Below are 16,195 nucleotides of genomic sequence, written 5' to 3'. Positions count from 1 at the left end.
GACCAACTTCATCGCCGCCAATTGCGACGACGGAATGCTTGCCAATTGCCGCGCGCACGCTTTCGTCGTCGTTGTCGGGCAGCGGCGGCACATTGTGGATATCCGGACGATCGGCTGCACGCCGCGATGCCTTCAACTGCGCTTCGAAGTCCTGCAGTTCGTTGACTTGCGTAACGAGTTGTCCCACGCGCGGTTCGAGATGAATGAGCGTTGCACTGATCTTGCCGAGCTCATCGATTTCGTAGGAGCGGCGCTCGGCCTGCGCTTTTTCTCCGGCTGCATGCGTGTTGCCCATTGCTGCGCCAATTGCAATGCCAAGCGCGAGCGCAGCGAGAACCATTGCAATGACGGCGATGATCACCATTGTGCGGACCGTGCGCGCTTCGACGAACCGGACACGCTGGTTCGACATGGTCCTTCGCGACCAGATGACGAACGCCATCAGTGCACCGGGCGCGACGCGCGCAAAGGCAAAATAACGTTCACCAAAACAGAAACACTGGCGCGTGTTCGACGGTTGAAATTGAGATAAATGAAAGTCACGTCCATGTGAAAACGCCGCAGCGGGGCTACGGCGAGAGGCCTTATGGGCGGACGATTATGCGCCAACTATCCAAATGCGTATCTCATATATAAGGGTTGCTGAATAAACGCGAAATTCAGGGCTGCGCCGTTTCGCTCCACAGCATTTCACGGGCTTCGCCCATGAGCAGCGGACGGTTCAATTCGGCCACTGTGCGCAGGAAATCCCACACTGCCGTGATGCGTTTCAGTTTGCGCAAATCCTCGCGGCAGGAAAGATAAAACGCACGCGTGACGACGATGTCATCGGCGAGTACCGGTTCGAGACGCGGGTCCTGTGCGGCCATGAAACACGGCAGGATGGCGAGCGCGCGACCCTGCAATGCAGCGTGATATTGCGCGATCACGCTGGTGCTGCGCCAGTTGGAAACCGCACCGGGAATGGCACGATCGAGATAGAGGAGTTCGTAGCTGAAAGCGAGGTCGTCGATGTAGCTTGCGAAGCGGTGCGTCCTCAGATCTTCGACTCGATGCACAGGCTCATGCTGTGCGAGATATTCGCGCGTGGCGTAGAGACGCAAGCGGTAGTCGCAGAGTTTCGTGTAGACGGTCTGCCCGTGTTCGGGGCGCTCGAGCGTCACCGCGATATCCGCTTCGCGTTTGGACAAGCTCACGAAATGCGGGACCGGCAACAGGTCGATGGAGATCTGCCTGTGCGTGTCCTGAAAGCGCGCGAGTTGCGGCGCGAGAAAAAAGCAGCCGAAGCCTTCGGTGCATCCCACGCGCACGTGGCCGGACAACGCGTGCCCCGAGTTCGCGATGTGTTCCGTCGCGGACTGGACCGTGGTTTCCATGGCATCGACGTAGGCAAGCAGGCGCTGGCCTTCCGCAGTGAGGACGAATCCGCCGCTGCGGGATTTATCGAAGAGTAGGGTGCCCAATGCGTCTTCGAGCGCGCGGACGCGGCGCGCGACGGTCGTGTAGTCCACGCCAAGACGCTTCGCCGCGCCGCTCGCCCGCTGCGTCCGCGCGACTTCGAGGAAGTAACGCAGGTCGTCCCAGTTCAGGTTATGCAGGTTGTGTGCGGTCGATGGCGTGCTTTTTTGCATATCGGATGGGTGTTTCTATCGATACTTTGGAGAGATTTGCATAACTATACTGACGTTATTCAAATAAACGGAGACGACATTTCCTCTTGGCGACCTCGCGCGGGTTTTCCCGTAGCAACGGTCCGCGTCTTCCGCTTGCTTGCCCCTTCCTTCAGGAGACTCCCACATGAATACCGCTGCTGACCGCCCGGCGCTCGCCGAACACACCGCTTCCGTACGCACGGCCAAATTGCTGATCGATGGCAAGTTCGTGGAATCGACCACGAAGGAATGGCGCGACATCGTCAATCCCGCCACGCAGGAAGTGGTCGGACGCGTACCGTTCGCGACGAAAGACGAAGTCGATGCCGCAGTGGCATCGGCGGCGAATGCGTTCAAGACGTGGCGGCTGACATCGCTCGGCGTGCGCATGCGCGTGATGCTCAAGTTCCAGGACCTCGTGCGCCAGAACATGAAACGCATCGCGCAGACGCTGACGGCCGAGCAAGGCAAGACGCTGGCGGATGCCGAAGGCGATATCTTCCGCGGGCTCGAAGTCGTGGAGCATGCATGTTCCATCGGCACGTTGCAGCAAGGGGAATTCTCGGAGAACGTCGCGGGCGGCGTGGATACCTACACGCTGCGCCAGCCGATAGGCGTCTGCGCCGGGATCACGCCGTTCAACTTCCCCGCCATGATCCCGCTCTGGATGTTCCCGATGGCGATCGTCTGCGGCAATACGTTCGTGCTGAAGCCATCGGAACAGGACCCGTTGTCGACCATGGAACTCGTCGAACTCGCGCTCGAAGCCGGCGTTCCGGCGGGCGTCTTGAACGTGGTCCACGGCGGCAAGGATGTGGTCGATGCCATCTGCACGCATCCCGACATCCGGGCCATATCGTTCGTCGGATCGACGCATGTGGGTACGCACGTGTACAACCTGGGCAGCCAGCATGGCAAGCGCGTGCAGGCCATGATGGGCGCGAAGAATCACGCCGTCGTCCTGCCCGATGCAAACAAGGAGCAGACCCTCAACGCACTTGCGGGCGCCGGGTTCGGCGCGGCAGGACAACGCTGCATGGCGACGTCCGTCGTGGTGTTCGTGGGGGCGTCGAAGGACTGGTTGCCGGATCTGGTCGAGCGTGCGCGCGGATTGTCTATCAACGGCGGCACGGAGGCGAATACGGATGTCGGGCCCGTTGTTTCGCGTGCGGCGAAGGAGCGCATTCTCGGTTTGATCGAAGCAGGTGTGGGCGAGGGCGCAACGCTTTCGCTCGATGGCCGCGGCGTGGAAGTGAAGGGCTATGAGAAGGGTAACTTCATCGGCCCGACGATCTTCTCCGATGTCACCACCGAGATGACCGTCTACAAGCAGGAGATCTTCGGCCCGGTGATCTGCGTGCTGGAAGCAGCCACGCTCGATGACGCCATCGCCCTCGTCAACCGCAATCCCATGGGTAACGGCGTTGGCCTCTTCACGCAAAGCGGCGCGGCGGCGCGCAAGTTCCAGAGCGAGATCGACGTGGGCCAGGTCGGCATCAATATCCCGATTCCCGTTCCGGTCCCGTACTTCAGTTTCACCGGTTCGCGCGGATCGAAACTCGGCGATCTCGGCCCGTACGGCAAGCAGGTCGTGCAGTTCTACACGCAGACGAAAACGGTCACATCGCGCTGGTTCGACGACGCCACGGTCAACGACGGTGTGAACACGACTATTTCGCTTCGCTAAGCATTTTCCGCACAGAACAATAACCAGGAGATACGCCATGGAAATCGGTTTTATCGGGCTCGGCAACATGGGTGGCCCCATGGCCGCCAACTTGCTGAAGGCGGGACATTCGCTGACGGTGTTCGATTTATCGAAGACGGCCTTGCAGGCAGCGGTCGACGCCGGCGCGCGGACTGCCGTATCGCCTCGTGAAGCGGTGCGCGAGGCCGAGGTGGTGATCACCATGCTGCCTGCGGCCGCGCACGTCAGAGCGGTCTATCTAAACGACGACGGCGTGCTCGCGGGCGTGCGTACAGGCGTGCCGCTGGTGGACAGCAGCACGATCGATCCGGCGACCGCGCGGTCGATTGGCGAGAGCGCGGCAAAACATGGCAACCCGTTCGCCGATGCCCCCGTGTCCGGCGGCACGGTGGGCGCGCAGGCCGGTACGTTGACGTTCATGGTCGGTGCAAATGCCGAGTTGTTCGAAACGCTCAAGCCGGTGCTCGCGGGGATGGGCAAGAACATGGTGCAGTGCGGTGACACCGGCACCGGCCAGATCGCGAAAATCTGCAACAACCTCCTGCTAGGCATTTCGATGATCGGCGTGGCCGAAGCCATGAAGCTGGGCGCTTCGCTTGGAATCGATCCGAACAAGCTTGCCGGGATCATCAACACATCGACGGGTCGTTGCTGGAGCGCCGATACGTGTAATCCCTACCCTAACGTGCTGCCGAACGCGCCCTCTTCACGCGGGTATACCGGGGGATTTGGCGCAGACCTGATGCTCAAGGATCTGGGGCTCGCCGTTGATGCAGCGCGTCAGGTGAAGCAACCGATCCTGCTTGGCGCGCTTGCACAACAGCTTTATCAATCGATGAGCATGCAGGGCTTGGGCGGGCTGGACTTCTCCGCGATCATCAAGCTGTACAGTAACGAGGATGCCTGAATAAACCGCAATAGCAAAATACGTCTGTAGGTGCTTTCTTAAGCTGCGTTGCAACATGTCGAACGTCCGCGTCATATGGGACAGGGACATGGGGAATACGATGATTCGCTTCTTCTGAAATTGGCCTATTCTCAAAGCACGACGTTCATGTCTCCGTCTTAATTAGTAAGTAGATGACGAAGTCAGCGAAGCCGCTTTGGAATACTCATTAGGTTTAACCTAGGCCGGCAGCAATACCGGCGGCAAGCCAGGATCAAGGAGAGCCAGATGCAAACAACTCGTCATTTCCACATGGAATTGCGTCACGCAACAATGCCGACCTACGTGTTCAGTTATCTGTTCCCGTTGGTACTGGCAGTGTATGAGCTATGGCGCGTAGGCTCGTGGGTCGCGGTCCGCGGATTCAACTTCACGGACTTCAGCGCGATGAGTTATGAGTTCGCGCTCATGTTGGCCGTGTTCCTGATGCAGGTCGTGGTCGAGATCGCATTCATGGCTGCAGCCATGCTGACCAAGCATCATGATGTGGCGCATCGCGCAGGCAACTTGCTGCTCGGCATTTTCTGTTCGGTGGTCGTATTGGGGTTCGACCTCGCGTTGCAATATGCGATGTAATTCTTAAAATCGCTTTGGGTTCTCGCAGCAAAGAAAAGCCCGTTTGAACATCAGGTTCAAGCGGGCTTTTTATCGTGCTGCCGAAGTGTGCAAGCGTTTCAGCAACCCACTGCGCTCGCGAGTTCCGGCGCCTTCTCCGCGCGCGCCTCGAAGCACTTCTTGTTCGCTTCCTTGAGCGCGGTGCGCAAGCCTTCTTCAACGACCGGGTGGTAGTAGGGAAGCTTCAACATGTCTGCCACGCTCAGTTCAAGTTGCAATGCCCACGCAAGCAGATGACCCAGATGTTCGGCGGCTGGCCCGCAACCCTGCGCGCCGAGCAGCTTGCCCGTCTTCGCATCCGCATAAACGTGTAGCAAGCCGCGGTTTTGTCTCATCACGCGGCTGCGCCCCTGGGTTTCAAACGACACGCTGCCGGTTACCGTCATCTGTTTATCGAGGTCATCGTAGGATGCGCCCACGATCGCCACTTGCGGCTCGCTGAAGACCAGCGAGAACGGTACCTTCCGCTTGACCGTCTGCACGTTGGGGAAATTTGCCGCGTTGTCGCCCGCGAGCTTGCCTTCGTCGGCGGCGTCGGAGAGAAAAGGCCGCGTACCGTCGCAATCGCCGGCAATGAAGATGTTGCTGTCGCCACATTGCATCGATTGTTCGTTGAAGACGGGAACACCCTTCTTGTCGAGTTCGATACCCGTGGTGTCAAGTCGCAGGTTGCCGAGCGTCGGCTTCCTGCCGGTTGCGACGAGGACAAGATCGAAACGCTCGGTGCGATCGCTGCCATCGAGCGATTTGAAGCGGATGGTCGGTTCGCCATCCTGCATCGACTTCTCGTGGACGGTTGCGTCCGGGTCGAGATAGAACTCCGCCTGCAGCGCTTTGACCAGCGCATCGCGCACGGGGGTATCGGTAAGCGCGCCTACCTGGTTTTTCTGGCTGAACATGAAGACGTCAACGCCGAGCCGCGCAAACGCCTGGCCCAGTTCCAGCGCGATAGGACCTGCGCCGAATACAGCGCAACGTTTGGGCAAGGTCTTCAACTCGAAGACCTGGTCACTCGTGATGAGCCGGTCGCCGAAAATCTTGAAGTCGTCGGGAATGACGGATGCCGATCCGGTCGCGATGACCACGCTCGTGGCTTCAATGCGCGTTGCGTCATCGACGATCAGTACGTTGCGTGACTCGAAACGTGCATGTCCGCGAATCACGGTTTCCGGCGGGAACGAAGCGATTTCCTCCAGCACACCCTTGACGAAATGATCACGTTCGCTGCGCATGTAAGCGAGCACGTGATCGCCGTTCGCTTCGAGATCGTGCGTGCCTTCAATACCTCTTGCCGCCTGATCCTTGGCATCGTGCAGGCCGTTTGCCGCCGCCAGCAAGAGCTTGGATGGCATGCAGCCCACCCGCGCGCACGTGGTGCCGAAATCGGCGCCTTCTATGATCACGGCTTCCTTGCCCGCACTGCGTGCCGCACGATACGCGGCCATGCCCGACGTTCCCGCGCCAATGACGGCGACGTCCACCTTGATTTGCTTCATCAGTACCCTTTGAGTGTTTCTACGACCATTGCGGATGTTCGCCGCCGAGGCTGCGGTCTAGCTGGAACGCTGCGCTGATCAGCGCCAGATGCGTCAGTGCCTGCGGGAAATTGCCGAGCGCTTCTCCGCTGATGGCGACTTCCTCCGAATAAAGCCCCACGTGATTTGCATACGCGAGCATTTTTTCGAAGACGAGCCGGCCTTCGTCGACACGGCCTGCGCGCGCGAGCGCCTCCGCGTACCAGAACGAACAGGCGCTGAAACCGCCTTCTTCTCCGGGCAAGCCGTCGAGTGAATCGCCGCGGGTGTAGCGAAAGATCAACGGATCGACGCCAAGCTCGTTGCCGATGGCATCGAGCGTCGTAAGCCAGCGCGGATCCTTCGGTCCTATGAAGCGCACGAGCGGCATCATCAGCGTGGAGGCATCGAGCGTTTTCGAATCCGGCGTCTGCACGAAACTCTTGATCTCATCGTTCCAGAAGTTCGTGTAGATGTCCTCGTGAATCGCGTCGCGTACCGCATTCCATTCCTGGAACGGAGCGGGCAGCGAGCGCTTTTGCGCAAGGCGTATCGCCCGGTCGAGGGTGACCCAGCACATCAATCTCGAGTGCAGTAACGGCCGGCCACCGTTGCGGAATTCCCAGATGCCCTGGTCCGGGTTCTGCCACTTCTGCGCGACGAAGTTGACGGTGCGCGTGACGTGTTGCCAGCCATCGTAGGAGATGGATTCGCCATACTTGTTGTAGAGGTAGATGGCGTCGAGCAACGCGCCGTACACGTCGAGCTGGGTCTGGTCGCGCGCGCCATTGCCAATCAACGGCGGCTCCATGCCGCTGCCATAAAGGGTATCGACGGCTTCTTCGTCGGGCGGTGCTTCGCCGTCAACGGCATACATCACGTTGAACGATCCATCGGAGTCGCATTGCTTGTTGCGCTCGGCGATCCAGTTCTTGAAGTCGCGCGCTTCGCCAATGTAGCCGAGGCGCAGCAGCGCGTAGACGGAGAACGCGGCGTCGCGAATCCACGTGTAGCGATAATCCCAGCGGCGGCCGCCGTCCGGCGTTTCCGGCATGCCGAAGGTCGGTGCGGCGATGATTGCGCCAGTCTCGCGTGAGCTGAGCAGCTTCAGCAGCAGCGCGGAGCGCATCACGACCTCGCGATAACGCCCGTGATAAGTTGATTTCGCTGACCAAGCCCGCCAGAAATCGATGGTGTCGGAAAGCGCCTGCTTGCACGGCAGTTCGCCGCGAGCGGGCTCTGTTTCGCCGCCGAAAAGGAAGCACGCGGTCTCGCCTTCCTTGAGTTCGAACTGCGCGACAGCATCGTTTCCATCGATTCCCAGCTCGATTGTCGAGTCCAGTATCAGCGCGTCGATCTCGCCCGGGTTCTTGCCTGAGGGCGTGAAGCGGATGGTGTTCTTATCGACTTGAGCGGCTTCGTGGCTGCCACGGGCGTAGTCGAAGCGCGGCGCGCAATGCATGCGTACGGACATGTCGCCGTACTTCGCGCGTATCACGCGAACGACGCAATTCGAGTCGCCTTTCTCGTCCTCATCGTCTTTCGATACCGGCATGAAGTCGACAAGCTCGCACACCGCATCGCCCGACATGAAGCGCGTCAGCAGCACGTTGGTCTCAGGCAGATACATCTGCCTGGTGCGCGCGATCTTGAAGGTCGGCGCAATGGTGAAGGCGCCGCCGCGCTTTTCGTCGAGCAGCGCGCCGAAGATGGTCGGCGAATCGACGCGCGGAAAACACATGAAGTCGATCGAGCCTTCCGTGGATATGAGCGCCGTCGTGCGCATGTTGCCGATCAGACCGTGTGCATCGATAGGAATGCCGTGCGAGGTCGGCGCATCCGTCTTGGCCGGGCTGTCGTCGTGAGAGTCTTGCGTCCGCGGATCAGCCATTATCAGCGAACCCCGGATACAAGGTCATGCCGCCGTCCACGAACAGCGTGGTGCCGGTCACGTAGTCGCTTTCGTCGGATGCTAGCCAGACCGCCGCATTGCCGATGTCCTCCGCTTCTCCAATGCGGCCGTAAGGCACGAGTTCGAGCAGCTTCTTGAGCGCGTCGGGGTTGTCCCAGGCCGACTTGTTGATCGGCGTCTGTATCGCGCCGGGAGCGATCGAGTTCACGCGGATCTTGTGCGGTGCGACTTCCTGTGCGAGCGATTTCATCATCATCTGGATGCCGCCCTTCGACGCCGCATAGTTGACGTGCCCCGCCCAGGGAATGACCTCATGAACCGAACTCATGCAGATGATCTTGCCGAGCGCTTTCGATACCGGCCGCGGACCGCGTCGAAGGAATTCGCGTACGGCACGTTGTGCGGTCATGAACTGGCCTGTGAGATTCAGGTTCATCACCGCGTTCCAGTCGGCAAGCGTCATGTCGATGAACTTCGCGTCCTTCTGCACGCCGGAGTTGGCGACCACGATATCGACCGTGCCGAAGCGTTTGACGAGGGTATCGAACATGGCGTCGATGTCGGCTTCGTCGGAGACGTCGGCCTGGATCGCGATCGCCTGGCCACCGGCCTGTTCGATTTTGGCAGCGAGGCCTTCGGCCTCTTCACCATGTGAGTGGTAGTTGATGGCGACGCTCGCGCCAGCTTCGGCGAGCGCGAGCACGACTCCGTAACCAATGCCGGAGCTGCCGCCGGTTACGAGCGCGATTTGACCTGCAAGTCTTTGAGCCATGGCGTTCCCTGATTCGATGCGAAGCGAGTTCCGGAGGTTGGCTCGCGATGCATCCTTATGGGGCCGGCCGGAGCCGGCGATGTCATGGCCGCAAGCAAATCCCGGTCCCGGCCGTCAGGCCAGCGCGGGGTATCACTCCGCGTGAACGGCGAGCGCGGGGAACAGCTCGGTCGGGTGCGCGATTTCTTCTTGTGCCGCGACGATTTCGAGCTCGTATCGCCCGGCTTCGTAGGTGGTTTTCACAACTGCGTTGACGGCGGCCAGCGAGTGTTCGAGAGCTCCGCGCACCGAATCGCCCAGCAGCGTGCGCGCAAGGAACACCGCGCTCGTCAGGTCGCCCACACCGACCGGCTGGCGCGCGAACGGATAGAGCGGCCGCTGCGCGAACCACGCCTGGCTTTCGGTCACGGCGAGCATGTTGAAGGTGTCGGCGCGGCTGTTCCTGTCGATCAGATGTTTGACCAGCACGACCTTCGGACCGCGCGCAATGAGTTCCCGGCACGCTTCGACGGCTTCTTCCACGGTCTCGATTGTGCGGCCGGTCAGCTTCTGCAGCTCGACGTGATTCGGCGTCATGGCATCGGAGATCCCGGGCATGGTGGTGACGAGAAACTCCTGGATTCCCGGCTCCACGATGCAACCGGTCGCCGCACCCATGACCGGATCGCAGTAGTAGAGCGCTTTGGGATTCACGGCCTTGACCATCCTGACGATCTCGACCACCGCCGCGGCCTGGTCGGGCGCGCCGAGATATCCGGACAGCACGGCATTGCATCGAGAAAGTACGCCGATGGCGCCGACGCCTTCGATCACGCGCGTGAGCTCGCCGGCGTCGACAGCACTGCCGGTCCAGCGCCCGTATTGGGTATGGTTGGAAAACTGCACGGTGTTGAGCGGCCAGACGTTCACGCCCATGCGGCGCATGGGAAAGACGGCCGCGCTGTTGCCTGCGTGACCAAACACGACGTGCGACTGAATACTGAGGACGTTGTTCATGATGTTTTTTTCGTCATTGGCCAATGTGGCGGATCGGTCGCGGCGCCACATGTGCCCTGGAGCACCGCACGTCATTGTGCCGTGGCGCGTGGCTTCGTGACGCGCCGGAAAGCAGATTTTTCCTTCCTCCCGACACGTTAACGCTCCGAGCAGCCTCGTTTGGCACGGTGATTGCTCAGGATGCCTGGAACCCTCGGATTGCCAAGCGTTTGACCGGCCTTTCACAGCCCCATCCGCCACCACCTAGATCTTTGTCCATTCAACGCTGAAAAGCAGGTGCGAACTATTTACCTTTGCAGCAGAATCAATCCCACGCGCTGTATTTCCAAGCCATTTGAATCTTCTGGAGGAAATCCGAATTCTTTGATTCGAATTTGATGGGACAGGCCGGGAACAATCAGAAACAGGCCGCACAGGCCGCAAAAGAGGAGGTCAGTATGGAGACGCTGAACAGAGAGAAATTGTCGCAAAGTCACACCGATTTGCAGAGAAACACGTTAGCCATCGTCCTTGCAGGCGGTCGCGGCACGCGCCTCGGAGCACTGACCAACAAACGCGTCAAACCGGCGGTGCACTTCGGCGGCAAATACAGGATCGTCGACTTTGCGTTGTCCAACTGTCTGAATTCGGGCATCCGGCGCATCGCCGTCGTGACGCAATACAAGGCGCATTCGCTGTTGCGCCACCTGCAGCGCGGCTGGGGTTTTCTGCGCGGTGAGTTCAATGAATTCATCGATATCTGGCCGGCACAGCAACGTGTCGATGCAAGCTGGTATCGCGGGACGGCGGACGCCGTGTTCCAGAATCTCGACATCATTCGTTCGATCGGCCCGGAATACATAGTCGTGCTGGCGGGCGATCACATCTACAAGCAGGACTACACGCGCATGGTGCTCGACCATGTGGAGAGCGGCGCGGATTGCACGGTCGGCTGCATTGAAGTGCCGCGCATGGAAGCGACCGCGTTCGGCGTAATGCACGTCGATGCACAACGCCGCATTACCGCGTTCCTGGAAAAACCCGAAGATCCGCCCGCCATGCCCGGCAAGCCCGACATCGCGCTTGCGAGCATGGGCATCTACGTGTTCAGCGCGAAGTATCTCTACCAATTGCTCGAGGAAAACATTCTCACGTCCGAGACGGACCACGACTTCGGCAAGGACATCCTGCCGCGCGTGGTGACGAGCGGCCGGGCGATCGCACATCCGTTCGGCATGTCGTGCGTGACGTCGGAAACCGATCCCAACGCACCGCCGTACTGGCGCGATGTGGGCACCGTCGACGCGTACTGGGCGGCTAATCTCGACCTGGCATCGACGATACCCGCGCTCGATCTCTACGACCGGCGCTGGCCGATCTGGACCAATCAGGAACAGTTGCCACCGGGCAAGTTCGTACGCGACCTGCACGGACAGCAAGGCGCGATCAACAACCTGCTGGTGTGCGGCGGTTGCGTGATCGCGGGGTCGCAAGTGTCGCGGTCGGTGTTTTCATCGGCGGTACGGGTGAATTCGTTCTGTCACATCAATGAAGCCGTGTTGCTGCCGCAAGTCACGGTGGGGTCGAGTTGCCGGCTCAAGAAGGTGGTGATCGACCGGGGTTGCACGCTGCCGGAGGGGCTTGTGATCGGCGAGGATCCCCAGTACGACGCGGAGCGGTTCTACAGGACGGAAAGCGGTGTGGTGCTGGTCACGCAAGAGGCGTTGACACGTCTCGGACAAGCAAAGCAGTCATAGTTCGCTAAACTGCGTGCGTGAAAGACTGAGCGGACAATACCGTTCAGCGCAACCAGCCAATGGGGAACCGATGACCGTATGCGTGCTGCATGTTGCAGCGGAAATGTATCCGCTTTTGAAGACCGGCGGCCTCGCCGATGTAGTGGGCGCCTTGCCGCCGGCCCAGATGCAGCTGGGCACGGATGCCCGGGTGGTCCTGCCGGCGTTTCCCTCTGTTGTGGCGGGTTTGACGCAGATCGAGCACGTAGCGGATCTCGGTCCGGCGTTCGGACTGGGAAATGTCAGGCTCGAACGCGGCGTGCTGGAGCCGCATGCGATCGTGGTGTACATCGTGCGCGCCGATCCCTTCTACAACCGGCCCGGCAATCCGTATCTGGATGCATCGCACACTCAATATGCCGATAGCGACCGGCGTTTCGCATTGCTCGGCTGGGCGGCAGCGCGCATTGCCCACGGCGCCGATTCAACGTGGCGACCCGACGTGGTGCACGCGCACGACTGGCACGCGGGGCTCGCGCCGGCTTACTTGCGAGCGTGGGAACGCACGTCGGGCGTGCGCGTTTCGTCGGTCATCACGGTTCACAACCTCGCATATCAAGGCGTTTTCCCGGCAGCCGAATTCGGCGTGCTGCAATTGCCGGCGGATTTTTTCTCCGTCGATGGAATCGAGTTTTACGGTCACTTGTCTTTCTTGAAGGCGGGGCTGTTCTACGCCGATCGCATCACGACGGTGAGTCCGACCTACGCCCGCGAAATCCAGACCCGGGTTCAGGGCGCCGGTCTCGACGGCCTGTTGCGCACCCGTACACACGACATCACCGGCATCCTGAACGGTGTCGATAAAACGGTATGGAATCCGGCCACTGATACAGCCATCAACACGCAGTATTCCGCTGAAAAGATCTCCGGCAAGGAGAAATGCAAGGCGGCGTTGCAGGAACGCATGGGCCTCGCGCGCGATCCCGACGCGCTCCTGTTTGGCGTGGTAAGCCGGTTGACGGAGCAAAAGGGCATCGACCTGTTGCTTTCGGCGCTTCCCGATATCGTCCAGCGCGGCGGTCAGCTCGTGGTGCTCGGGACCGGCGATCCGGCGCTCGAGAACGGCCTCAAGTACGCTGCGGCAGCCAATTCCCAATCGGTGGCGGTGGAACTCGGATTCGATGAAACGCTGTCTCATTCGATTATCGCGGGCAGCGATATCGTGATGGTGCCTTCACGTTTCGAACCATGCGGACTGACGCAGCTTTATGCGCTTGCATATGGTTCGCTGCCGCTCGTGCATTGCGTGGGCGGCCTGGCGGACACGGTCGTGGATACATCGCTTGAGAATCTCGCCGATGAAATCGCCACCGGCTTCGTGTTCGAGAAGTTCGACCGGCCGTCGATTGTCGCGGCCGTCCGGCGGGCGTTTGCGTTGAAAGCGCGGAGGCCCGACTGGAAGGCCGTCGTGCATCGCGCGATGGAGCAGGACTTCGGCTGGGAAGCCTCGGCGTTGCGATACGCAGAGGTGTACCACGAGCTGACGGTCTAGTCTTCCATGTCGCGTGCGAGCGCGTGGATCGCGATCTGCACGCGGCTCGTCAGGTTGAGCTTGCGCAGCACGTTGCGAACGTGAATCTTCACGGTGCTTTCGGCCAGATCGAGTTCTCGCGCAATGTCCTTGTTGCTCGCGCCGCGTGCCACGATCCGCACAATGTCGCGCTCGCGCGGCGTCAACGCGGATGATTCACGGGCATCGCGTGCAGGCAATTCTTCTGCCTTCTGCGGCGTCCTCATCTTCGCGATCAACCGCTGCGTCATGCTTTCCGCGATGACTGATTCGCCACCGGCGGCGCGACGGATCATGGTGGCGAGTGCATCGGCGTCCATGTTCTTGAGCAGATATCCGCACGCGCCTTCGCGCAGCGCGGACGTCAGTTCATCCACGTCCTCCGACACCGTCAGCATGATCACGGCCGTGTCGGGCAAGTCCTGCTGCAGCAACTGCAGCGTCTCGATACCCGATAACCCCGGCATGTTCAGATCGAGCAACACCACATCCGGCCGATGCTGCTTTGCGCGCTTGATTCCCTCGATGCCATCGGCGGCATCTCCCACGACCTCGAAATCCGGCTGACGCTGCAACAGCGCATGCACGCCGGAGCGGAACAGCGTGTGGTCGTCGATCAACAGAATGCGGATGGTCATGCTGCCTGCCTTCTGCTTGCGGGCAGCAGGAGATGAACGCGTGCGCCGCCGCCCGGCCGGCTTTCGAGTCCGAGTTGCGCCCCGAGGCGTGCCGCGCGTTCGCGCATGATGTGAAAGCCGACGTGCGCTTCGCCGCGGCTCGCGATGTCGGCCGGGTCGTAACCATCGCCGTCGTCCTGCAAGGTCAGATGAAAATCCTCGGCGTTCCTGATGACTACACGCACGTTCGAGGCCGATGCATGTTTGCGCACATTCGACAACGCCTCCTGCAGGATGAACAGCACCTGCAATTGCTGATCGGACGGCAACGGCAATCCGCTTGCCTCTTCGTAATCGAGGTGCAAGGGCGTGCCCGATTGCCGCTCGAAGCGCGTGACCGTTTCCTCGATGGCATCGCGAAGACTTCCCGCACCGAACTTCGTACGGAAATTCACGAGCAGTTCGCGCACATCTTCGTAACTTTCTTCCAGGCCGCCACGCAGCAGCGGCACGATCTCGCGGATCTCGTTCAAGTCGTCGCGGGTCGCGGCGGTGTCGAGCAGATGTAATTGCATCTTCAGGAAATTGAGGCTTTGCGCAATGCTGTCGTGCAAGCCCTGCGCGACCAGATGGCGCTCCTGCGCCACCGCAAGCTGACGGGCGGCCGCCGCCAGCCGATGGTTCTGCAATGCGGTGCCAAGATGCCGTCCGAGCGTCTCGAGCAACCGCGTCTCGGACGGCAGCATGTCGCGTTCGTGACGAAAGTGCAGCGAGAACGAGCCGAGCGCAATCTGCTTCGAGACGATACCGAACGCAGTGACGGTGGCGAACCCCGCGGTGCCGCAATCGACTGCGGGTGCGCTGATCGAGGCGCGTCCCGAACGCAGGTCCCTGATCACGGCGATACCGCTTGTCGCCACCGCGCCGCATACGCAATCGCTCGCCGGCATGCAGCGTTCAACGTCGGTCATGCGCTCGGGCAATCCTTCCGAGACGACCATATGGAGGTTGTCATCGTCCGGGGCGAGGATGCGGACCGAACCTGCATCGGCGTGGAACTGGCGCATCACGCGCGTCAGGAATCCGCGGCACAGCACTTCCACGTCGTGCGCGCCGTGCAGGAACGCGGTCATCTCGTAGAGCGCAAGCAGTTCGCCGTTGCGTGCCGAAAGTTGTGCGGTCTTGTGCGTAACGCGCAGCGCCAGGTCCTGGTAAAGGCTTTGGAGTTCTGCCGCCATGCGATTGAAACCCTGCGCCAGACGGCCGAATTCATCACGCGATTCGACTTGCAGGCGGGCGGTGAATTCGCGTTGTTCAATACGCGACAAACCCCGTTCGAGACGCCTCACGGGCAGCACGAACCACGCGTAAAGCAGGTACACGATCGCCATGGTGCCAAGGCAGGCCAGCGCCGCGAGCGCGAGCTGCGAGCGCCTGAGCCACGCGGTCTTGCGCGCGTTTTCCTGCTCGATCAGACGCACGAGTGCATCGGCTTGCATGACAAAGGCGGGCAGACGGTCGAGATACAGGTGAGGGGCCATGCCGTTCTGTGCGATCGCGGGTTTCAGCGCGTCGCGCCAGGTCGCCGATACGACATTGAATTGCACGCGTATGGCAGGCGTTTCCGGTAGAAAGAGCGGGCGGACCGGATCGCCCTGGTCGAGCCGCGCGAGTGTCTGGTCGAGTTTTGCGCTTTGCAAAGCCACGTTGGCGGGACGGGCGGCGCGCATTTCGCCGAGCTGGATCGCGATGTTGCCCGCACGCATGCGCAGGCTGCCGGCGTCGTTGATCGCGGCGCCGGCGCCTTCGAGCTGCCACGACAGCCACAGCGTCCCCACGATCATCGATAAGAACAGCGCCAGCGCCACGCCCGACAATGTGACGATGCGGGTGGAAAGCCGGTAGCGCAGCGGTGTGGCGGGTGAAGCCGCGTGAAAGAGAAGGTCGGACATTGGACTGCGGGTGGAAGCCGGGTTGATGCCAGGAAAAAGCAAAGACTCCTGATTATCCGGCGTACCCGCAGCTTAAAGCGAAAGTCCGACTGTTTTACATATGAACTCCCCAATCCCAGCGACGTCCGCCAGAGGCAGAAGCGGAACATTGGGTGCGGCATGAAGACGCGGTGCGTCGTCCGTGGCGATGGCCCGGATGCCCGGCCAGTCGGGCCACAGCGGCGGC

Annotated in this window: 12 protein-coding genes and 1 pseudogene; 5 read left to right on the top strand and 8 right to left on the bottom strand. The window is 60.9% G+C overall.

From position 1 onward, the window contains the following. Together ACFFAR_RS03050 and ACFFAR_RS03045 are read right to left on the bottom strand one after the other, a co-directional pair. Positions 1 to 442 (bottom strand): annotated as a pseudogene (locus ACFFAR_RS03050) (hypothetical protein); the annotation flags it as partial. A gap of 217 nt (positions 443 to 659) precedes the next feature. Continuing rightward, positions 660 to 1,631, bottom strand: coding sequence for a LysR family transcriptional regulator (locus tag ACFFAR_RS03045; RefSeq protein ID WP_062171292.1), 972 nt, complete (start codon positions 1,629 to 1,631; stop codon positions 660 to 662). Positions 1,632 to 1,797: 166 nt separating this feature from the next. On the opposite strand from ACFFAR_RS03045, the gene ACFFAR_RS03040 reads away from it, so the two are divergent. The 3 genes from ACFFAR_RS03040 (at position 1,798) to ACFFAR_RS03030 (ending at position 4,882) form a co-directional block, all read left to right on the top strand. Continuing rightward, entirely contained in the window at positions 1,798 to 3,339 is a 1,542-nt protein-coding gene (locus ACFFAR_RS03040) for a CoA-acylating methylmalonate-semialdehyde dehydrogenase (protein ID WP_174364842.1), read from the top strand. 37 nt (positions 3,340 to 3,376) lie between these two features. Further along, positions 3,377 to 4,267 (top strand): 3-hydroxyisobutyrate dehydrogenase, encoded by an 891-nt coding sequence (gene mmsB / locus ACFFAR_RS03035; RefSeq protein ID WP_375507504.1) that lies wholly within the window; start codon positions 3,377 to 3,379, stop codon positions 4,265 to 4,267. A gap of 267 nt (positions 4,268 to 4,534) precedes the next feature. Beyond that, entirely contained in the window at positions 4,535 to 4,882 is a 348-nt protein-coding gene (locus ACFFAR_RS03030; RefSeq protein WP_062003176.1) for a hypothetical protein, read from the top strand. 98 nt (positions 4,883 to 4,980) lie between these two features. On the opposite strand, the gene ACFFAR_RS03025 is transcribed toward ACFFAR_RS03030, so the two are convergent. The 4 genes from ACFFAR_RS03025 to pdxY all read right to left on the bottom strand — a co-directional run bounded on the left by ACFFAR_RS03025 (position 4,981) and on the right by pdxY (position 10,115). Continuing rightward, on the bottom strand, positions 4,981 to 6,417 hold the full coding sequence (locus tag ACFFAR_RS03025; RefSeq protein WP_174362296.1) for a dihydrolipoyl dehydrogenase: 1,437 nt from the start codon (positions 6,415 to 6,417) through the stop codon (positions 4,981 to 4,983). Positions 6,418 to 6,436: 19 nt separating this feature from the next. Then, positions 6,437 to 8,326 carry a glycoside hydrolase family 15 protein gene (locus ACFFAR_RS03020; RefSeq protein WP_375507503.1) on the bottom strand — a complete coding sequence of 630 codons (1,890 nt, stop codon included), beginning with the start codon at positions 8,324 to 8,326 and terminating at the stop codon, positions 6,437 to 6,439. After that, positions 8,319 to 9,119 (bottom strand): SDR family oxidoreductase, encoded by an 801-nt coding sequence (locus ACFFAR_RS03015; RefSeq protein ID WP_075358656.1) that lies wholly within the window; start codon positions 9,117 to 9,119, stop codon positions 8,319 to 8,321. Before ACFFAR_RS03015 ends, ACFFAR_RS03020 begins: the two co-directional genes overlap by 8 nt. 132 nt (positions 9,120 to 9,251) lie before the next feature. Then, positions 9,252 to 10,115, bottom strand: coding sequence for a pyridoxal kinase PdxY (pdxY, locus tag ACFFAR_RS03010; protein WP_062003173.1), 864 nt, complete (start codon positions 10,113 to 10,115; stop codon positions 9,252 to 9,254). Positions 10,116 to 10,552: 437 nt separating this feature from the next. Between pdxY and glgC the strand changes: the two genes are divergently transcribed. Together glgC and glgA are read left to right on the top strand one after the other, a co-directional pair. Beyond that, positions 10,553 to 11,851, top strand: a complete 1,299-nt coding sequence (gene glgC / locus ACFFAR_RS03005; protein WP_174362297.1) for a glucose-1-phosphate adenylyltransferase — start codon at positions 10,553 to 10,555, stop codon at positions 11,849 to 11,851. Positions 11,852 to 11,921: 70 nt separating this feature from the next. Beyond that, positions 11,922 to 13,382 (top strand): glycogen synthase GlgA, encoded by a 1,461-nt coding sequence (gene glgA, locus ACFFAR_RS03000; protein WP_174362298.1) that lies wholly within the window; start codon positions 11,922 to 11,924, stop codon positions 13,380 to 13,382. Here glgA and ACFFAR_RS02995 read toward each other — a convergent pair. Together ACFFAR_RS02995 and ACFFAR_RS02990 are read right to left on the bottom strand one after the other, a co-directional pair. Continuing rightward, on the bottom strand, positions 13,379 to 14,038 hold the full coding sequence (locus ACFFAR_RS02995; RefSeq protein ID WP_174362299.1) for a response regulator: 660 nt from the start codon (positions 14,036 to 14,038) through the stop codon (positions 13,379 to 13,381). The two genes, glgA and ACFFAR_RS02995, sit on opposite strands and share 4 nt — an antisense overlap. Then, the gene (locus ACFFAR_RS02990) at positions 14,035 to 15,969 is read right to left on the bottom strand and encodes a type IV pili methyl-accepting chemotaxis transducer N-terminal domain-containing protein (RefSeq protein WP_174362300.1); all 1,935 of its coding nucleotides are present in this window, start codon (positions 15,967 to 15,969) and stop codon (positions 14,035 to 14,037) included. The genes ACFFAR_RS02995 and ACFFAR_RS02990 overlap by 4 nt, the downstream gene beginning before the upstream one ends. Positions 15,970 to 16,195: the final 226 nt, after the last annotated feature.

The organism is uncultured Caballeronia sp., assembly GCF_964243625.1.
GTDB lineage: Bacteria > Pseudomonadota > Gammaproteobacteria > Burkholderiales > Burkholderiaceae > Caballeronia.
Note: the sequence above shows the minus strand (reverse complement) of the source record. Positions and strands in the feature narration are given on the sequence as shown.